At 63.0% G+C, this 17,698-nt stretch carries 13 protein-coding genes; 8 read left to right on the top strand and 5 right to left on the bottom strand.

Annotated features, from left to right (window positions below):
• The first annotated feature begins 18 nt into the window (after positions 1-18).
• Entirely contained in the window at positions 19-2,046 is a 2,028-nt protein-coding gene (locus tag EN861_RS01390) for an aldo/keto reductase (protein ID WP_135861952.1), read from the top strand.
• 22 nt (positions 2,047-2,068) lie between these two features.
• Here EN861_RS01390 and EN861_RS01385 read toward each other — a convergent pair whose 3' ends face one another.
• Entirely contained in the window at positions 2,069-3,124 is a 1,056-nt protein-coding gene (locus EN861_RS01385; protein ID WP_348630894.1) for an AraC family transcriptional regulator, read from the bottom strand.
• Between the two features lie 66 nt (positions 3,125-3,190).
• Between EN861_RS01385 and EN861_RS01380 the strand changes: the two genes are divergently transcribed.
• The 6 genes from EN861_RS01380 to EN861_RS01355 all read left to right on the top strand — a co-directional run bounded on the left by EN861_RS01380 (position 3,191) and on the right by EN861_RS01355 (position 12,238).
• Entirely contained in the window at positions 3,191-4,657 is a 1,467-nt protein-coding gene (locus EN861_RS01380; RefSeq protein ID WP_135861950.1) for an alpha-glucosidase/alpha-galactosidase, read from the top strand.
• A gap of 152 nt (positions 4,658-4,809) precedes the next feature.
• Positions 4,810-6,891 (top strand): ABC transporter substrate-binding protein, encoded by a 2,082-nt coding sequence (locus EN861_RS01375; RefSeq protein ID WP_135861948.1) that lies wholly within the window; start codon positions 4,810-4,812, stop codon positions 6,889-6,891.
• Positions 6,892-7,025: 134 nt separating this feature from the next.
• Positions 7,026-8,033: an ABC transporter permease gene (locus EN861_RS01370; protein ID WP_127276820.1), complete on the top strand. Its 1,008-nt coding sequence runs from the start codon at positions 7,026-7,028 to the stop codon at positions 8,031-8,033.
• Positions 8,034-9,170, top strand: a complete 1,137-nt coding sequence (locus EN861_RS01365) for an ABC transporter permease (RefSeq protein WP_127276818.1) — start codon at positions 8,034-8,036, stop codon at positions 9,168-9,170.
• Between the two features lie 10 nt (positions 9,171-9,180).
• Positions 9,181-10,848: an ABC transporter ATP-binding protein gene (locus EN861_RS01360; protein ID WP_135861946.1), complete on the top strand. Its 1,668-nt coding sequence runs from the start codon at positions 9,181-9,183 to the stop codon at positions 10,846-10,848.
• 19 nt (positions 10,849-10,867) lie between these two features.
• Complete coding sequence (locus EN861_RS01355) at positions 10,868-12,238, top strand: alpha-glucosidase/alpha-galactosidase (protein ID WP_135861944.1); 1,371 nt, start codon at positions 10,868-10,870, stop codon at positions 12,236-12,238.
• A gap of 22 nt (positions 12,239-12,260) precedes the next feature.
• On the opposite strand, the gene EN861_RS01350 is transcribed toward EN861_RS01355, so the two are convergent.
• From EN861_RS01350 to EN861_RS01335, 4 genes are all read right to left on the bottom strand, one after another.
• Complete coding sequence (locus tag EN861_RS01350; RefSeq protein ID WP_127276812.1) at positions 12,261-13,262, bottom strand: ABC transporter permease; 1,002 nt, start codon at positions 13,260-13,262, stop codon at positions 12,261-12,263.
• Positions 13,263-13,278: 16 nt separating this feature from the next.
• Positions 13,279-14,067 (bottom strand): ATP-binding cassette domain-containing protein, encoded by a 789-nt coding sequence (locus EN861_RS01345; protein WP_210212409.1) that lies wholly within the window; start codon positions 14,065-14,067, stop codon positions 13,279-13,281.
• On the bottom strand, positions 14,067-15,020 hold the full coding sequence (locus tag EN861_RS01340) for a sugar ABC transporter substrate-binding protein (protein ID WP_135861942.1): 954 nt from the start codon (positions 15,018-15,020) through the stop codon (positions 14,067-14,069). Before EN861_RS01340 ends, EN861_RS01345 begins: the two co-directional genes overlap by 1 nt.
• A 111-nt stretch (positions 15,021-15,131) precedes the next feature.
• Positions 15,132-16,259: an SGNH/GDSL hydrolase family protein gene (locus EN861_RS01335; protein WP_189343531.1), complete on the bottom strand. Its 1,128-nt coding sequence runs from the start codon at positions 16,257-16,259 to the stop codon at positions 15,132-15,134.
• A gap of 211 nt (positions 16,260-16,470) precedes the next feature.
• On the opposite strand from EN861_RS01335, the gene EN861_RS01330 reads away from it, so the two are divergent.
• Positions 16,471-17,676, top strand: a complete 1,206-nt coding sequence (locus tag EN861_RS01330) for an ROK family transcriptional regulator (RefSeq protein WP_127276806.1) — start codon at positions 16,471-16,473, stop codon at positions 17,674-17,676.
• Positions 17,677-17,698: the final 22 nt, after the last annotated feature.

Raw genomic sequence — 17,698 nt, 5'->3', positions numbered from 1 at the left:
GCCCGCAAGGAGAATGACATGACTGTATCAACGCCCATTCGCTGGGGCATCCTCGGGCCGGGGGGCATTGCCAAGGCCTTTGCCGGCGGCGTCGCCGGGTCGCGCACAGGGACACTGGTCGCCATCGGCGCCCGCAACCCCGGCAAGCCGGGCCTGGCCGAGAGCTTCCCAGGCGCCCGCATCCTCGATGGCTATGAAGCGCTGCTTGCCGATCCGGAAATCGACGCCATCTACATCGCGGTACCGCATCCCGGACACGCGCAATGGGCGATCAGGGCTGCGGAAGCGGGAAAGCATGTGCTTTGCGAAAAGCCGCTCGCGCTAACGGCCTTCGAGGCCGACGCCATGATGCATGCGGCGCGAAAGGCCGGCACCTTCCTCGGCGAGGCCTTCATGTACCGGCTCCACCCGCAGACGCTGCAACTGGTGGACCTGGTCAAGTCGGGCGTCATCGGCGAGATCAGGATGATCAAGTCGAGCTTTGGCTTCGCCATGCCTGATTTCATGCCGGAGCATCGGCTCTACGCCAACGATCTTGCCGGCGGCGGCATCCTCGATGTCGGCGGCTATCCCGTTTCGATGGTGCGCCTCATTGCCGGCGCCGCCGCGGGAGAGCCATTCGCCGAACCCGACAAGGTCGCCGGCATCGCCCATCTTGGTCAATCCGGCGTCGACGAATGGGCCTCCGCTGTCCTGCATTTTCCAGGCGGTATCGTCGCGGAAGTTTCCTGCAGCATCTCGCTCAACCAGGACAATGTGCTGCGTATCTTCGGCACAAAGGGGCGTATCGAGGTGCCGGACTTCTGGTTCGCCGGCGGCGACCGCGATGTCGGCCTCGGCCGGATCGACGTGATCGGCGCCGACGGTACGCGCGAGACCATCAGCGTCAACGAGAAGCGCCACGTCTATTCCTTCGAGGTCGATGCCGCCGGCGAGGCGATCCGCGCCGGGCGGCAGGAATTCGCCTGGCCGGGCATGGGCTGGGCCGACAGCCTCGGCACCCTGCGCGTGCTCGACAGATGGCGTGCGGCCGTGGGACTGGAATATGAGATCGAGAAGGCCTCGCTGCGCACCAACACCATCTCAGGCCGGCCCTTGCGTTCGGGCGGCACGGCGATCGGCAAGCGCACCATTCCGGGCGTGGCGAAGCCGGCTTCGGTGGTGGCGCTCGGTTTCGAGGATTTCCGCACCTTCTCCTCCGGGTCGATCCTGCTCGACGCCTTCTTCGAAGCCGGCGGCAATCTGTTCGACACCGGCTATGTCTATGGGGGCGGCTACACCGAGACGCTGCTCGGCCAATGGCTGAGGAACCGTGGCGTGCGTGAGCAATCGGTCGTTATCGCCAAGGGCGCGCATTCGCCGCTCTGCTATCCCGACGTGATCGGCAAGCAGCTTGCCCAGTCGCTCGACCGCCTGCAGACCGACCATGTCGATATCTATTTCATGCATCGCGACAATCCGGACGTGCCGGTCGGTGAGTTCGTCGACGCGATGGATCGCGAGGTGAGGGCCGGCCGCATCCGGGGACCGTTCGGCGGCTCGAACTGGACGATGCAGCGCATGGACGAGGCGATTGCCTATGCCGAGCGCACGGGCAAGCAGAAGCCGGGCGTGCTCTCCAACAATTTCTCGCTGGCCGAGATGCTGGAACCGATCTGGGCCGGCTGCATCACCTCTTCTACCGATGACTGGAAGGCCTGGCTGACATCCAGGCAGATGCCCAACTTCGCCTGGTCGAGCCAGGGACGCGGCTTCTTCACCGATCGCGCCGGGCGCGACAGGCTGGACAGCGAGGAACTGGTGCGGGTCTGGTACTCCGAGCGCAATTTCGGCCGCCGCGACCGCGCGATCGAACTCGCCGCCCGGCTGCGCAAGAGCCCGATCCACATTGCGCTGGCCTATGTGCTCAATCAGCCTTTCCCGTCGGTTCCCTTGATTGGGCCGCGTACGCTGGGCGAACTGGACGACAGCCTGCGGGCGCTGGACATCGCGCTTTCGCCCGCCCAACGCGAGTGGCTGGACGGCGGCAGCCTGCACGCGGCCTGATGGAACGAAGCTCGAAGCGGTGTCAGATCTCGTTGTCCGACAGTCTGGCGCCGCGCCTGGCCGGGGTTTGCAAGCTGGCATACATGCCGGTGGTGCGGAACTGGCTGGGCGTCGTCCCGTAGAGCCGGCGGAAGACCTTCGAAAAGTAATTCGCGTCCTCGAAACCGCACAGGATGGCCACTTCCTTCACGGGCAGGAAGTCCGCTTTCGTCAAAAGCTTCGCCGCCCGTTGCAGCCGCTGCTGCAGCACGAACTCGGCGGGCGGCAGGCCTTCGCTCTCGGCGAAGCAGCGCGAGAAATGAGCCCGGCTGAGCCCGCTGATCTGGACGAGGTCCGCCACCGGCAGGGCTTTGTCGAGATTGGCGTTGATGTGATCGATGACAGGTTGCATGGCGCTCTGTTTTTCGGCAAAGGCGTGCGAGCCGAACACATCGTCATAAAGCGCCATCGCGGCCTCGTAGGCGATGGCCGAAGCAGCACCTGGCGAAGCGGCCCCCTTGATGAGACGCAGGCTGCAATCGGCGAGATGGTCGATCGTCGCCGGCTGCAGCCGAAAGACCGGCCCCGACACGTCGAGGATCGATTTGTGGATGCGCAACGCCTCCTCGCCGTTCATCGAGATCCAGAAATATTCCCAGCGCTCGTCCTTGGCCAGCCAGTAGCGGTGGTTGTGCGGCACCAGCACCAGAAGCGTGTCGTTCGTCTGCAGGCGGTAGTCGCGGTTCTCGTAGCGCAGCCGGCCGGTGCCGCTGATCGTGTGCTGGAGCACGGTGAACGGCGTCTGGCCGCGCTTGCGCCCATCCCAGTCATAGGTCACGTCCTCGCGTAACTCATAGCCTGTGCTCGTCGGCATGGCATGCAGGCGCTGGCGGCCGCGCGGCAGCGAGACCGTCCGCATCGATTGTCCGTTGGCGATCAAATCACGCAGCACAAAATTACCCCTGAAAGCATAATCCTTCTCTGGCCGTGACCGCGAATAAGCGCATAATCCCGCCTCGAAGAACGCGAACAACCCGCGATCGAGGAGCGGGCGGGAGGAAAGAAAGCCGGATTCCGGCTTGAATGGCATGCACACCAAGGCGTGTGGCCATTTTCCTCCCTTGCTGCTCCTTGCCTAGCATTCGATTGGATCGAGGTGAAGGTGATGAGTTTCAAAATCGCTATTATCGGCGCCGGCAGCGTCGGTTTCACCAAGAAGCTGTTCACCGACATTCTGTGTGTGCCTGAATTCAAGGACATTGAATTCGCCCTGACCGACGTCAGCGAGCACAATCTGGGGATGATCAAGGCGATCCTCGACAGGATCGTCGAGGCGAACGGATTGCCGACCAGGGTGACCGCGACAACAGACCGCCGCAAGGCAATCGAGGGCGCGCGCTATATCATCAGCTGCGTGCGGGTCGGCGGCCTCGAAGCTTATGCCGACGATATCCGCATTCCCCTGAAATACGGCATCGACCAGTGCGTCGGCGACACGATCTGCGCCGGCGGCATCCTCTACGGCCAGCGCAACATTCCGGTGATCCTGGATTTCTGCCGGGATATTCGCGAGGTTGCCGAGACGAACGCGAAATTCCTCAACTACGCCAACCCGATGGCGATGAACACCTGGGCGGCGATCGAATACGGCAAGGTCGACACGGTTGGGCTCTGCCACGGCGTCCAGCACGGCGCCGAACAGATCGCCGAGGTGCTGGGCGCGAAATCGCCTGGGGAACTCGACTATGTCTGTTCCGGCATCAACCACCAGACCTGGTTCATCGAGCTCAGGCTAAACGGGCGTGAAATCGGCAAGGACGAACTGGTCGCCGCCTTCGAGGCGCACCCGGTCTATTCCCGGCAGGAAAAGCTGCGCATCGATGTGCTGAAGCGCTTCGGCGTCTATTCCACCGAAAGCAACGGACATCTCTCCGAATATCTGCCCTGGTACCGCAAGCGTCCCGACGAGATCACCCGCTGGATCGACATGTCGGACTGGATCCACGGCGAGACCGGCGGCTACCTCCGTTATTCCACGGAAACCCGCAACTGGTTCGAGACCGAATATCCGCAGTTCCTCGAAGCGGCGTCGAAGCCGATCGATCCGCAAAATCGCTCCAACGAGCATGCCAGCCACATATTGGAGGCGCTGGAGACCAACCGCGTCTATCGTGGCCACTTCAACGTCAAGAACGACGGCGTGATCACCAATCTGCCACGCGACGCCATCATCGAGTCGCCCGGCTTCGTCGACCGCTTCGGCATCAACATGGCCGCCGGCATCACGCTGCCGGAAGCCTGTGCCGCCACTTGCATGGCCTCGATCAACGTCCAGCGCATGTCGGTCCATGCCGCCATATCTGGCGACATCGATCTTCTGAAGCTTGCCGTGCTGCACGATCCGCTGGTCGGCGCCGTGTCGACGCCCGAGGAGGTTTGGCAGATGGTCGACGAAATGGTCGTCGCCCAGGCGCAATGGCTGCCGCAATATGCCCATGCGGTTCCGGCGGCCAAGGAGCGACTGTCGAAATCCGCGGTCAAGACCCGCGAATGGGCGGGTGCCGCGCGGCGAAGCGTGCGCTCGATCGAGGAATTGCGCGCCGAAAAGGCCGCGCTGAAACAGGCCGGCTGAAAACCGGGCGCGCCAGTGGATCCAGGGAGGCAGGTCCACCGCAGTCAGGCGTGCCGGAGCAATTCCAGGAGAAGGGTGAATCTCCGTCCGGAATTGCGTCGAGGCCTAACAGGACGAGCAGCAGCAGACGTCTGAACACGAGGGAGGAGACAATGAGGAACCTACGCAGCATTGGCATTGCCGCTGGACTGGCGCTGAGCGTCTCCGTTCCGGCGCTCAACGCTTTCGCTTCCGAGCCGACCGTCCCGCCGGTGCCGGCGACGTTTCCGGCCGAGGGCAAGATCAAATACGTGGCGCGCGACTCCGTCCTGGAGTTCAAGGCGCTGCCCGAGTATCACGAGCCCGGCTGGGTCACGGAAAAATACGTCAAGGCCGGCAAGCTGCCGCCGGTGAAAGACCGGCTGCCGAAAGAGCCGCTGGTCTTCAAGACCGCCAACATGCCGGACGGTATCGGCGTCTATGGCGATACGATGCGCCACGTCATCGGCGGCCGGCCGGAAGGCTGGAACTACGGCGCCGGCCAGACCCAGGGCTGGGGCGGCATCGACATCGGCCTTTCCGAGTGCCTGACGCGCACCGCGCCGCTGTTCCAGGTCGAGGCGAAGGACACCGAGCCGCTGCCCAACCTCGCCAAAAGCTGGGACTGGTCGGCCGATGGTCACAAGCTGACCATGCATCTCGTCGAAGGCGCCAAATGGTCCGACGGCGTGCCATTCAACGCCGACGACGTCATGTTCTACTGGGACGACGAGGTCATGGATCCCAACGTCTCGCCGCTCAATGGCGCCACCCAGGAAACCTTCGGCGTCGGCACGACGCTCAAGAAGATCGACGACTACACCGTCGAGTGGACCTTCAAGGACGCCTTCCCGAAGCAGCACCTCTACGCAATGGCCTATGGCACGTTCTGCCCCGGTCCCGCGCACATCTTGAAGCCGCAGCACCCGAAATATTCGAAGAACACCTACGACCAGTTCAAGAACGCCTTCCCGCCGGAATATATGAACATGCCTGTCATGGGCGCCTGGGTGCCGGTCGAATATCGGGCCGACGACATCATCGTCATGCGGCGCAATCCCTACTATTGGAAGGTGGACGAGAAGGGCAACCAGCTGCCCTATCTCAACGAGCTGCATTACAAACTGTCGACCTGGGCCGACCGCGACGTTCAGGCGGTCGCCGGCGCAGGCGATTTCTCCAATCTCGAGCAGCCGGAAAATTTCGTTGCCTCCCTGAAGCGCGCGGCCGAGCCGAATGCGCCGGCGCGTCTGGCCTTCGGCCCACGGCTGATCGGCTACAATCTGCGCCTGAACTTTTCCGCCAATGGCTGGGGCAACCCCGATGAGCGCGGCCAAGCGATCCGCGAACTGAACCGCAACGAGGATTTCCGCAAGGCCGTCACCATGGCGCTTGACCGCAAGGCGCTGGGCGATTCCCTCGTCAAGGGGCCGTTCACCGCGATCTATCCAGGCGGCCTCTCCTCGGGCACCAGCTTCTACGACCGCAAATCCACCGTCTACTATCCTTTCGACCTCGAGGGCGCCAAGGCCGAACTCGCCAAGGCCGGTCTGAAGGACACAGACGGCGACGGCTTCGTCAACTTTCCAGCCGGCACCGCCGGCGGCAAGAACGTCGAAATCGTGATGCTGGTCAACAACGACTACACGACCGACAAGAGCCTCGCCGAAGGCGTGGTGGCGCAGATGGAGAAGCTTGGCCTCCGGATCGTGCTCAACGGGCTTAACGGCACGCAGCGCGATGCCACCCAATATTCAGGCCGCTTCGACTGGCTGATCCGGCGCAATGAGCAGGAGCTGACCTCCGTGGTGCAGAACACCGTGCAGCTCGCTCCAGTCGGCCCCAAGACCAGCTGGGATCATCGCGCGCCGGAAAGCGGCGAGGTCGATCTGATGCCTTTCGAGAAGGACCTCGTCGACATCGTCAACAAATTCGTCTCGTCGGCGGATAACAACCAGCGCGCCAGTCTGATGCGGGACTTCCAGAAGATCTCGACCGAGCACGTCTACAATATCGGCCTGACGGAATATCCCGGCGCCTTGATCGTCAACAAGCGCTTCTCGAACATTCCGCAGGGCACGCCGATCTTCATGTTCAACTGGGCCGAGGATTCGATCATCCGCGAACGGGTCTTCGTCGCGGCCGACAAGCAGGCGAAATATGAATTGTTCCCGGAAGAGCTTCCCGGCAAGCCTGGAGACAAGGGTCCGATGTAAGATTAAAGGCCCGATGTAAGTTTACCTCCCTGACTGAGAGAAACCCGGCCGCGCCGCTGGCGCGGCCGGGACAAACCAACCCTCCGAGCGCCCCTCCAGGGGAGCGTCCGGCGAGATGAGGAAGCGGACCGTCGATGTTGCGATTCCTGCTCACGCGCATAGCGTCGGCAATACCGGTTCTCGCTATTCTGAGCCTCGTCACCTTTGCCATCATCCAGGCGCCGCCTGGCGACTACGCCGATTACATTCGCTCGCAGCTGATCAACCAGGGCGGGGCCTCCTTCGCCGAGGCCGACGCTCAAGCCCAGGCCTATCGCGTCGAACACGGCCTCGATAAGCCGCTGCCCGTCCAGTATCTCAACTGGATCGGCGGCATCGTCACCCGCGGCGATTTCGGCTACAGCCTCTATTACAACAAGCCAGTGGCCGAGGTCGTCGGCGAGCGCCTGCCGCGCACGCTGCTGCTGGCGCTGGTCTGCCATCTGCTCGCCTCGGTGCTGGGCATCACCTTCGGCATATGGGCGGCGACCCGGCAATACACCTGGATCGACTCGACGCTTTCGGCCATCTCTTTCCTCGGTATGACGGTGCCGCGCTTCCTGATGGCGCTGATCATCGTCTATCTCCTCGTCTTCCAGTTCAACGTCTCGGAGATCGGCTCATTCTTCTCGCCGCAATATGGCGGCGCGCCATGGTCGTGGGCCAAGTTCGTCGACCTGGTCAAGCATGTCTGGCCGGTGGTGGCGATCGCCACCTTCGGCGGCCTCGCCTACAATATGCGCGTCATGCGCGGCAATCTGCTCGACACGCTCAACGCGCAATATGTCGAGACAGCCAAGGCCAAGGGCCTGACCGGCAGCGCCGTCGTCATGCGCCACGCCGTGCCCAACGCACTGCACCCGCTGGTCATGTATCAGGGCGTGGTGCTGCCCTATATGCTGACCGGCGAGATCGAGACGGCGATCATCTTCGCGCTGCCGACCGTCGGTCCGGCGATCGTCGGCTCGATGGCGGTCGGCGATGTCTATGTCACCGCCACCTTCATGATGGTGCTGTCGGCGACGCTGATCGTCGGCAACATCATCGCCGACATGCTGCTGGTCCTGCTTGATCCGCGCGTGCGCCAGTTCGGGGAGGGCTAGATGCTGGCGCGCGACCCTTCACCACCACCCTTGCCGGCCGAGCGAGCCACAGTGGCACCCGCGCGCGGCAATGAGAGCTACATGGCGCTTGTCTGGCGCCGGCTGAAGCGCTCCTGGACCGGTATGGCCGGACTTTGGCTGGTCGTGCTGCTCCTGGTCATGGCCGTTTTCGCCGAATTCCTGGCGCCGATGGATCCGAAGGCGACCGATGTCGGCTTCGCCCCGCCGCAGCTGCCTTCCTTCCACGACAAGGACGGCAATTTCGTCGCGCGGCCGAGGGTCTATGCGCTGGCCGATTCGGCCGATCTCGATCCGGTCACCTTTCAGCCCATCGTCGGTCCCGACTACGACCACCCAAGGCTGCTTGGCTTCTTCGTAGAGGGCGCGCCTTACAGGCTCTTCGGGCTGATCCCGGCGAACCGGCATTTCTTTGCCTCGACGGACGGCCAGCCGGTGCATTTCCTCGGCACCGATAAATTCGGCCGCGATGTGCTGTCGCGCGCCATCCACGGCTCGCGCGTTTCGCTGATGATCGCGCTGACGGTCGTCTTCATCATCACCGTCATCGGCACCACAGTCGGCATGGTGTCAGGCTATTTCGGCGGCCGGTTCGATGTCTGGATGCAGCGCTTCGTCGAATTGGTGCTGGCCTTCCCGCAACTGCCGCTCTATCTCGCGCTGACGACGCTGATCCCGGTCACCGCGCCGACCAATGTGTTCCTCGCCTTCGTCATCATCGTCATGTCGGCGCTCGGCTGGGCACAGATGTCGCGCGAGGTGCGCGGCAAGACACTGGCGCTGGCGCGCATCGAATATGTGCGCGCCGCCATGGCGGTCGGGGCCACCGACCAGCGCATCATCCTGCAGCACATCTTCCCCAATGTGATGAGCCATGTGATCGTCGCCGTGACGCTGGCGATCCCGACGGTGGTGCTGCTGGAATCCTTCCTCGGTTTCCTCGGCTTCGCCGTCAAGCCGCCGCTGATCTCCTGGGGCCTGATGCTGCAGGACACCGCGACCTATTCGGTCATCGGCACCTATCCCTGGATCCTGTCACCGGTCGGTTTCGTGCTCGTCACCGTCTTCGCCTTCAACGCGCTGGGCGACGGCCTGCGCGACGCCGTCGATCCGTATTGAGGGGACCGGGATGACCATCGTACTCGCCGAGCCCTTCGCACCAGCCTTCCGCCTCGACCATGATGGGCGCCAGGGAGAGCCCGTCATCGACGCCCGCAACATCGAGGTCGCCTTCAAGGTCGAACACGGCGTGGTCGAAGCGGTCAAGGACATCTCGTTCCAGCTCTATCGCGGCGAGACGATCGCGATCGTCGGCGAATCCGGTTCCGGCAAGTCGGTGACGGCGCGCACCGTCATGGGCCTGCTGTCGCGGCGGGCCACCGTGTCGCCGAAATCGAGCATCTGTTACGACGGACAGGACATCCTGAAATTCCCCGAGAGCGCCCGGCGCAAGCTGCGCGGCAACCGCATCTCGATGATCTTCCAGGAGCCGATGAGCTCGCTCAACCCGATCTATACGGTCGGCAGCCAGATCGTCGAGGCGATCAGGGTGCATCGCAAGGTGAGCCGCAAGCAAGCCTGGGCGCGGGCGCTCGAACTTTTGCGGCATGTGCAGATCCCCGAACCCGAAGCGCGGCTCAAGCAATATCCCCACCAGCTCTCGGGCGGGCAGCGCCAGCGCGTGATGATCGCCATGGCGCTCGCCAACAATCCCGACGTGCTGATCGCCGACGAGCCGACGACCGCGCTCGACGTCACGGTGCAGGCTCAAATCCTCAACCTGATCCGCAATCTGCAGCAAGAGCTGCGGATGGCGGTGATCCTGATCACCCATGATCTCACCGTGGTGCGCAAGTTTTCCGACTATGTCTATGTGATGCAGCATGGCGAAATGTGCGAGCACAACGTCACCGAACGGCTGTTCGCCGATCCGCGGCATCCCTACACCCAGCGGCTGCTTGCCTCCGAGCCAAGGGGACGCCCGCAACCGCTGCCGGAGGGCTCAGGCACCATCCTCGAGGCGGATGGCGTGCGCGTCTGCTTCATGCTGCGCCATGGCACGTTTCTCAAACCGGACTGGCGTGAACTGGTCGCGGTCGACGATCTCGATCTCAAGCTTTGCCGCCACGAGACGCTGGGACTGGTCGGCGAATCCGGTTCCGGCAAGACCACCTTCGGCCAGGCCTTGCTGCGGCTGACCGACGCCAAACGCGGCGAGATCCGTTTCGACGGCCAGCCGATCCATGGCCTGTCGCGGACGCAGATGCGGCCGTTGCGCTCGCGCATGCAGATCGTCTTCCAGGACCCGTTTTCCTCGCTCAACCCGCGCATGACGATCGGCCAGATCATCGAGGAAGGGCTGATCGTCAACAGCATCGGCGCCACGTGGCGCGAGCGGGTCGAGCGGGTGCGCGAGGCGCTGGTCAGCGCCGGCATGCCGGGCGATATCCTGTCGCGGTTTCCGCATGAATTCTCCGGTGGCCAGCGCCAGCGTATCGCGATTGCGCGGGCCATCGCGCTCGAACCCGAATTCATTCTGCTCGACGAGCCGACATCGGCGCTCGACCTGTCCGTCCAGGCGCAGATCATCGATCTCTTGCGCAAGTTGCAGGACGAGCGCGGCTTGAGCTACCTGTTCATCTCGCACGACCTGAAGGTGGTGCGCGCGCTGTGCCACCGCGTCATCGTCATGCAGCACGGCAAGATCGTCGAGCAGGGACCCGTCGACGAGGTCCTCACCAATCCCAAGACCGCCTACACCGAACGGCTCGTCAGGGCCGCTTTCGACGTGGCCTGAACACATGCCGGAGGTTAACGTGGCAAGACATCCCAGGATCACTTTCATCGGCGCCGGTTCGACGGTGTTCATGAAGAACATCGTCGGCGACGTGCTGCAGCGGCCGGCGCTTTCGGGCGCCACGATCGCGCTGATGGACATCAACCCGCAGCGGCTGGAAGAAAGCGCGGTCGTCGTCAACAAGCTGATCGCCACGCTTGGCGTCAAGGCGAAGGCCGAGACCTACACGGACCAGCGTATGGCGCTGGCGGGCGCCGATTTCGTCGTAGTCGCCTTCCAGATCGGCGGCTATGAGCCCTGCACCGTCACCGATTTCGAGGTGCCGAAGACGTACGGCCTGCGCCAGACCATCGCTGATACGCTCGGCGTTGGCGGCATCATGCGCGGCCTCAGGACCGTGCCGCATCTGTGGAAGATCTGCGAGGACATGCTCGCCGTCTGCCCGCAGGCGATCATGCTGCAATATGTCAACCCGATGGCGATCAACACCTGGGCGATATCGGAGAAATATCCCGAGATCCGGCAGGTCGGGCTTTGCCACTCGGTGCAAGGCACGGCCATGGAACTGGCGCACGACCTCGACCTTCCCTACGACGAGATTCGTTACCACTCGGCCGGTATCAACCACATGGCCTTCTATCTGAAGTTCGAGCATCGCCAGCCGGACGGATCCTACCGCGATCTTTATCCCGACCTGGTGCGCGCCTATCGCGAGGGCCGCGCGCCGAAGCCCGGCTGGAACCCGCGCTGTCCTAACAAGGTGCGCTACGAGATGCTGACCCGGCTGGGCTATTTCGTCACCGAAAGCTCGGAGCATTTCGCCGAATACACGCCCTATTTCATCAAGGACGGCCGCCCCGATCTGATCGAGAAATACGGCATTCCGCTCGATGAATATCCCAAGCGCTGCGTCGAGCAGATCGAGCGCTGGAAGGACCAGGCACAGGCCTACCGCTCGGCCCAGCGCATCGAGGTCGAGGAGTCCAAGGAGTATGCCTCCTCGATCATGAATTCAGTCTGGACCGGCGAGCCGTCGGTGATCTACGGCAATGTCCGCAACAATGGCTGCATCACCTCGCTGCCCCGCGATTGCGCCGCCGAAGTGCCGTGCCTGGTCGACGCGTCCGGCATTCAGCCGACCTATATAGGCGACCTGCCGCCACAACTGACGGCGCTGATCCGTACCAACATCAATGTCCAGGAACTGACGGTGCGGGCGCTGATGACGGAAAACCGCGAACACATCTACCACGCGGCGATGATGGATCCGCACACGGCGGCCGAACTCGACCTCGACCAGATCTGGTCGCTGGTCGATGATCTCTTGGCCGCCCACGGCGACTGGCTGCCGGCCTGGGCGCGGACAAGCCGCAAGACCCACGCGGCCTGAGCAGGGCAACTCCGGGAAGACCTCACCGGCGGCGCTTGTACAGACGTTCCCTGCGCATGTGATCAACCGCCACTGCGCAGATAAGGATCGCGCCGATGATGATGCTGTTGTATTGGGGCGGCACGCTGGCAACGATGAGGGCGTTATCGATCGCCGATAGCAAGAGGGCCCCGACCGCAACGCCGGTGATTGTGCCCAAGCCTCCGAGCAAGCTTATACCCCCTATGAGCACGGCCGTGACGACCGAGAGTGTGACCGAGGGTCCGCCGGCGGCAACTTGGCCACTTCCAACGCGCGCAGCGTAGATGACACCGGCAAGGCCGGCGGTGGCGCCGGCGGTGACGTAGAGGATCGTATCGAGCCTGTTGACCTTGAGGCCGTTGGCGATCGCGGCCTTGCGATTGCCACCCAGCGCGCGTGTCTCGACACCGAACGGCGTCTGCTCGAGCAGGAACCAGAAAAGCAGTCCCAGCGCGATGGCATAGAGAACGATGTAGGGGACGCCGAGCACGGCTCCCTGACCCAGGGCCTGAAACGTTTCGGGCAGCGGGACAATGTCTTCTCCGCCAGTGAATTGGACACATAGCCCGCCGACGATGAAGAATGTGCCGAGCGTCGCTATGATCGGAGGCACGTGCAGCCGCTCGATGATCACGCTGTTGACGTATCCGACGGCGGCACCAGCCGCCACGCCCGCCAGGACGGCGAGCGGCCAGGGCGCTCCCCACACCAACAACCACGCGCAGATGATGCCGCCAAGCGTAAAGACGGCGCCCACGGAGAAATCGAGCCCGCCTCCGATCATGAGCAGTGAAGCGCCGCAGCCCATGACGAAATAGATCACCGCCGCGCGGGCGATGTCGGTGAGATTTGCCGGGTTGAGGAATGCGGGGTTGCGAAGCGTGGCAACGATCCCAACCGCCACGATGACCGCCAGCAATGTCGTTTCCTGACGCAACATCAATTCCGAAAGGACACCTTGAGAGGCTGTCGAAGATTGGTGTTCTGCCTGTTCGCTGGCCACGGTCTGGTTCCCTCGTTCAGGCAAAAGTTGGATCGGAACTGGCAGTGTCGCCCTGGATCGCACCTGTAATCAGTCCGATGATTTCATCACGGCTGGTATCCTTGGTGCGTCGCGTCGCGACCGAGCGCCCCAGCCGCATGACAGTGATGCTGTCGCTGTTGCGGAACACGAAATCCATGTCGTGGCTGATGCAGATGACGGCTTTCCCCTGCTGCCGGAGTTCGCCGAGGATTTCTCCCACATGGGCCGTCTCCCGGACTCCCAGTGCCGCGGTCGGCTCGTCGAGAAGCATGATCGGAAGATCCATCCGAACCGCACGGGCTATGGCGACGATTTGACGTTCGCCACCAGAAAGGAGCCCGATCTGCGTGCGGACCGAGCCGACCCTTATCTTCAGGTCGTCCAGCACCTTGGCGGCTTCCGTCTCCATGCGGCGACGGTCCAGCCGGAAGCGCCCCCTGCGCGGAATGGCTCCCAAAGCCATGTTCGTGGCGATGTCCAGGCATTCGACAAGGGCGAGGTCCTGATGAACAACCGAGATGCCGAGGTGATGGGCCGCCGACGCGTCCCGTATCTCAACCGACTTTCCGCCCAGTCGCAGTTGCCCCTGATCCGGACGGAAAATCCCGCACATGATCTTGAGCGTGGTCGACTTGCCCGCGCCATTGTCGCCGACAATGGCATGGATTTCGGCCACCCCGGCGGTGATATCGACATTCGACAACGCCTTGACGTTGCCGAACGACTTGCCCACCCCGCGCATCTCCAGCGCGGGTGCCGGAATGTCCGGCTGGGCGATTGCCATCACTGCCATCCCTTGGCGAGATACGCCTTGTAGTCGCTCGCGTCGAACATGCGCACGCCAACATCGATCTGCGGCTGAACCGCCTCGCCGCGAGCGATGGCCGCGACGGAATCGACCATTTTGGAACCCGCCGTGCAGAGATCCTGCAGCATCAACTTGTAGACGGTGCCGTCGGCAAGTCCTTGCTCGCCCCCACCTGCCGTCCCGTTGGCGACGAATACGACCTTGCCGGTCAGGCCCTTTGACTTGATGGCAGCGGTCCCGCCCTGCGTGGCGGTTCCCATATGCGAGGCGATGACGTTGACCTCGGGATGCGCCGTCAAAAGGGCATTGGCCTGGTCAAGCGCCTTACTGGCATCGTCATTGGTGTAGACCACAGCGGACACGGTGACGTTCTGGGTCTTCACGGCCGCCGCGGTGAACCCGTCGACGAAGGCTTTGGCCGCGCCGCTTGGTCCCTGCGCCATCAGCCCGACATGCTGCGGCCCCTCGCGCTTTGCTATCGCTTCGACAAAGATTTCGCCGACCCGTGTGAAGTTCGCACCGATGTTCACGTTCGAACCGGATTCCGTTCCGGAAGCACCATAGAACGTGCCGACCATGATGCCGGCCTTCCCCGCCTGCTGGAGCACGGGAACAAATCCCGCCGTCGCCGGAAAAGTCAGTATCGCTCCCGCCTTGTTGGCGATGCCCTGCTGAATTTGCTGAATCATGACGGTGGCATCGAGATTGCCGGTGGTCGGACCGGATTCGGTCGTGGGAATGTTCAGCTCCTTCGCCCGATTGGCGACGCAGTCGCCGATCAGCCGCCACGCCGGATATTTGGGCAGCGGGTTGACGAAAAGGATCGAGGAAAGGTCCGCCGCTCCAGCAGCCGCTGGTCCGAAGGCGGTGAAGGCACTCAATGTGCATGCCAGCGCTATGCGCGACAACCGCAGACTATTGGTTCGCATGAAATCCTCCCATTGACGCTTGCAGTCACGGCTCGCCAGCGTTCGAGGACGTTATGCAACAAACAATGGCGGGTGTCAATAATAAGTCATAATGACTTACTAATTGTTCGCCTATTCGAACAGGGCCATGTCGATGGCTTGCGCCATGGCCCTGTAGCCTGCGTCGCTCGGGTGGATGTGATCGCCGCAATCATAGGCTGGGAGAAGCCTGGTTGGCCGGCCGGGATCGCGAACGGCGGCATCAAAGTCGACAAAGCCGTAAACGCCCTCGGCCTTTCGGATCCATGCATTGACGGCGCCGCGAACCTTCTCTTTCTCGGGCGTGTAGAAATCGCCGACCGGCGATTCCGATGTTGTTCCTTCGAATGGGGTCAGGGTCCCCAGTATGACGCGAATGCCGGCAGTCTCGGCGCGCACGGCAAGCTGCCGGATCGCCGATATGATTTGTTTTGCCGTTACGGCCTCATCGGCGCCCGCAAGCGCGGTGTTGGGCCAGCCTATGTCGTTGACGCCCTCCAGAATGATGAGATGCGACACCCTGGGCAGGCTGAGCACATCGCGGTCGAACCGCTCCAAAGCCTTCGTGCCGCGGCGATTGCTCAGAAGCCGGTTGCCGCCGATACCAAGATTGAGCACGGCCAGGTCCTGCGTCGCGGTGCCGGCGCTGAGCCGCTCGCTCAGAATGTCCGGCCACCGCCTGTCGCCGTCTATCTGCGAGCCGTAGCCGTCGGTGATGGAGTCGCCGAAGCAGGCAATCGCGCGCGATCCTTCCTTTGCGTCGACATAGATGGCTGAAGCGAAGTAGCGGCTGGTGGTGGTTTGCTGAAGCGGCAGGAGTTCGGAGGCGGCGAAATTCCCCGGTATGGATATGAATGCCGTCTGCTGCGCCTCGTAATGATGGGTTTCCACCGGAAGATGGCCGCTCACATAGAAACTCAAGGCAAGCCGGGACAGCGCGGGCGTTGCCAGTTCCACGGGATCGCTGAACAGTGGAGCGCCCGGCGCAATCGAGGCGGTCGCCTCGCCGCCAAAGGTGAGGGGGCGGCTTGTCAGGGGCTGGATGGCTCCGTCCTCGCCCGCAAGTGCGACGTGCGCCGCGTTGATGACGATCGGTGCGCTGCCGAACTCGTTCGACACCCGTATCCTTAACCGCCGGCCTCCGACGCTGATGCGGGCAATCTCGCGAACCGTCTGGTTGTAGAACCCTGGGATCACCATGTCGGCGGCCCAGATATTCATAGGGCTGGCAGTCCATGTTGCGATCCAGTCGCCGCGTATCATCTTCGCTTCCCTCGTCTTTGGTCCATGCCAGCTACTTTCAGGTCGCAGACCAAGTCAATAGGTAATTTCGATTGACTTATTTGCCCTCCTCCTGCAAATCCTTGCCAAGGGTCGTATCTGCGTCCGCCAACACCAAGGTCGGCGGGCGCGTCCTTATTGGGGTATCACTGTGACCGGACGTATAGGTGGCGCAAGCTCTGCCCGAACGAGCCCGAACGGTATTTATTCAGGTTACAGGGGCGCGAACCAGGTCGGCCTCCGCGCGTCGAATGAACGTCTTGCCCTGTCGCTGATCAGGATACACGGTCAACTGTCCAAAGCTCAGATCGCCGAGATCACCGGGCTCACCAAGCAGACCGCGTCCGTCATCGTCCGCTCCCTCGAGGCGGAAGGACTGCTGGTGGCGGGAAGGCCCGTCAAAGGCAAGGTCGGACAGCCGTCGGTCCCGATGTCGATCAATCCCGAGGGAGCGCTGTTTCTTGGCCTGCGGCTGGGGCTGCGCCATGCGGACATCGCACTGGTCGATTTTGTCGGCGGGGTCCTGGAGCAGCGAAGGCTGTCGTACGGCGCGGGCGAAATGGGTGAAATAGCACGCATCGCATATACGGCGATTGCCGAGATGCGCTCGCGCCTGACCTCAGCCCAGCACGCGAGGCTGGAGGACATCGGCATAGCGGTAGCTTCGGATATTCTTGCGGCGGTTGCCAACGGCAAGGGCACGGACGGTCCGGAGAGCGCGTGGGCCGAGTTTGAGGACCTGGCCCTGCAGTTGGGCAAGGAAACACATCTATCGATCTATCTCGACCGGGATGCGGTGGCGGCATGCAGCGCGGAACTGGCCTATGGGCTGGCCGGAGGCGCGCCCGACTTCCTCTATATCTTCATCGGGCATTCGCTTGACGGAGGCATTGTCCAACATGGTCGGCTCGGCTTCTCGCGCCGCGATGCAAGGCCTGGGATCGGACGTATCCTGGTGCCATCTGCGACCGGCGGCGTGGCACCGCTCGGCACATCGGTTTCGGTTGACGATGTCGGCCTGGCGCCAGGGTCTCGCGCCCCTGACCCGCAACTCAGGAAATGGATTGAGGCAACCTCGTCCAGCATATCGCTGGCGGTCCATTCGGCGTCGGCGCTTGCCACATTCAGGGGCATCGTTCTGGACGGCCTCATGCCGCAATGGGTGAGAGCCGAGCTGGTGAGGGAGATCAGGGAAAAGCTCACGGCCATCGGCGCCAGCGATCTTGCGTCTCTCTTCGTCAGGGAGGGCACGTCGGACCGGCAGGCAGCCGGCCTTGGGGCGGCCTGCATTCCCCTCCTCGACAGATTCTTTTTGCAGTCGGACTCCAATGGCCCTGCGGGCTCGCCAGAAGCCTGATCGAAAGTCTGGCCCGCGCTGA

Source organism: Mesorhizobium sp. M8A.F.Ca.ET.218.01.1.1 (genome assembly GCF_004791165.1).
Lineage (GTDB): Bacteria > Pseudomonadota > Alphaproteobacteria > Rhizobiales > Rhizobiaceae > Mesorhizobium.
This window is presented reverse-complemented; position numbering and strand designations above follow the sequence as displayed.

What these genes read in the sequence shown, in the direction of transcription:
- EN861_RS01390 (WP_135861952.1), top strand. Translation starts at nt 19, where the DNA reads ATGACTGTATCAACGCCCATTCGCTGGGGCATCCTCGGGCCGGGGGGC.
- EN861_RS01380 (WP_135861950.1), top strand. Translation starts at nt 3,191, where the DNA reads ATGAGTTTCAAAATCGCTATTATCGGCGCCGGCAGCGTCGGTTTCACC.
- EN861_RS01375 (WP_135861948.1), top strand. Translation starts at nt 4,810, where the DNA reads ATGAGGAACCTACGCAGCATTGGCATTGCCGCTGGACTGGCGCTGAGC.
- EN861_RS01370 (WP_127276820.1), top strand. Translation starts at nt 7,026, where the DNA reads ATGTTGCGATTCCTGCTCACGCGCATAGCGTCGGCAATACCGGTTCTC.
- EN861_RS01365 (WP_127276818.1), top strand. Translation starts at nt 8,034, where the DNA reads ATGCTGGCGCGCGACCCTTCACCACCACCCTTGCCGGCCGAGCGAGCC.
- EN861_RS01360 (WP_135861946.1), top strand. Translation starts at nt 9,181, where the DNA reads ATGACCATCGTACTCGCCGAGCCCTTCGCACCAGCCTTCCGCCTCGAC.
- EN861_RS01345 (WP_210212409.1), bottom strand. Translation starts at nt 14,067, where the DNA reads ATGGCAATCGCCCAGCCGGACATTCCGGCACCCGCGCTGGAGATGCGC.
- EN861_RS01340 (WP_135861942.1), bottom strand. Translation starts at nt 15,020, where the DNA reads ATGCGAACCAATAGTCTGCGGTTGTCGCGCATAGCGCTGGCATGCACA.
- EN861_RS01335 (WP_189343531.1), bottom strand. Translation starts at nt 16,259, where the DNA reads ATGAATATCTGGGCCGCCGACATGGTGATCCCAGGGTTCTACAACCAG.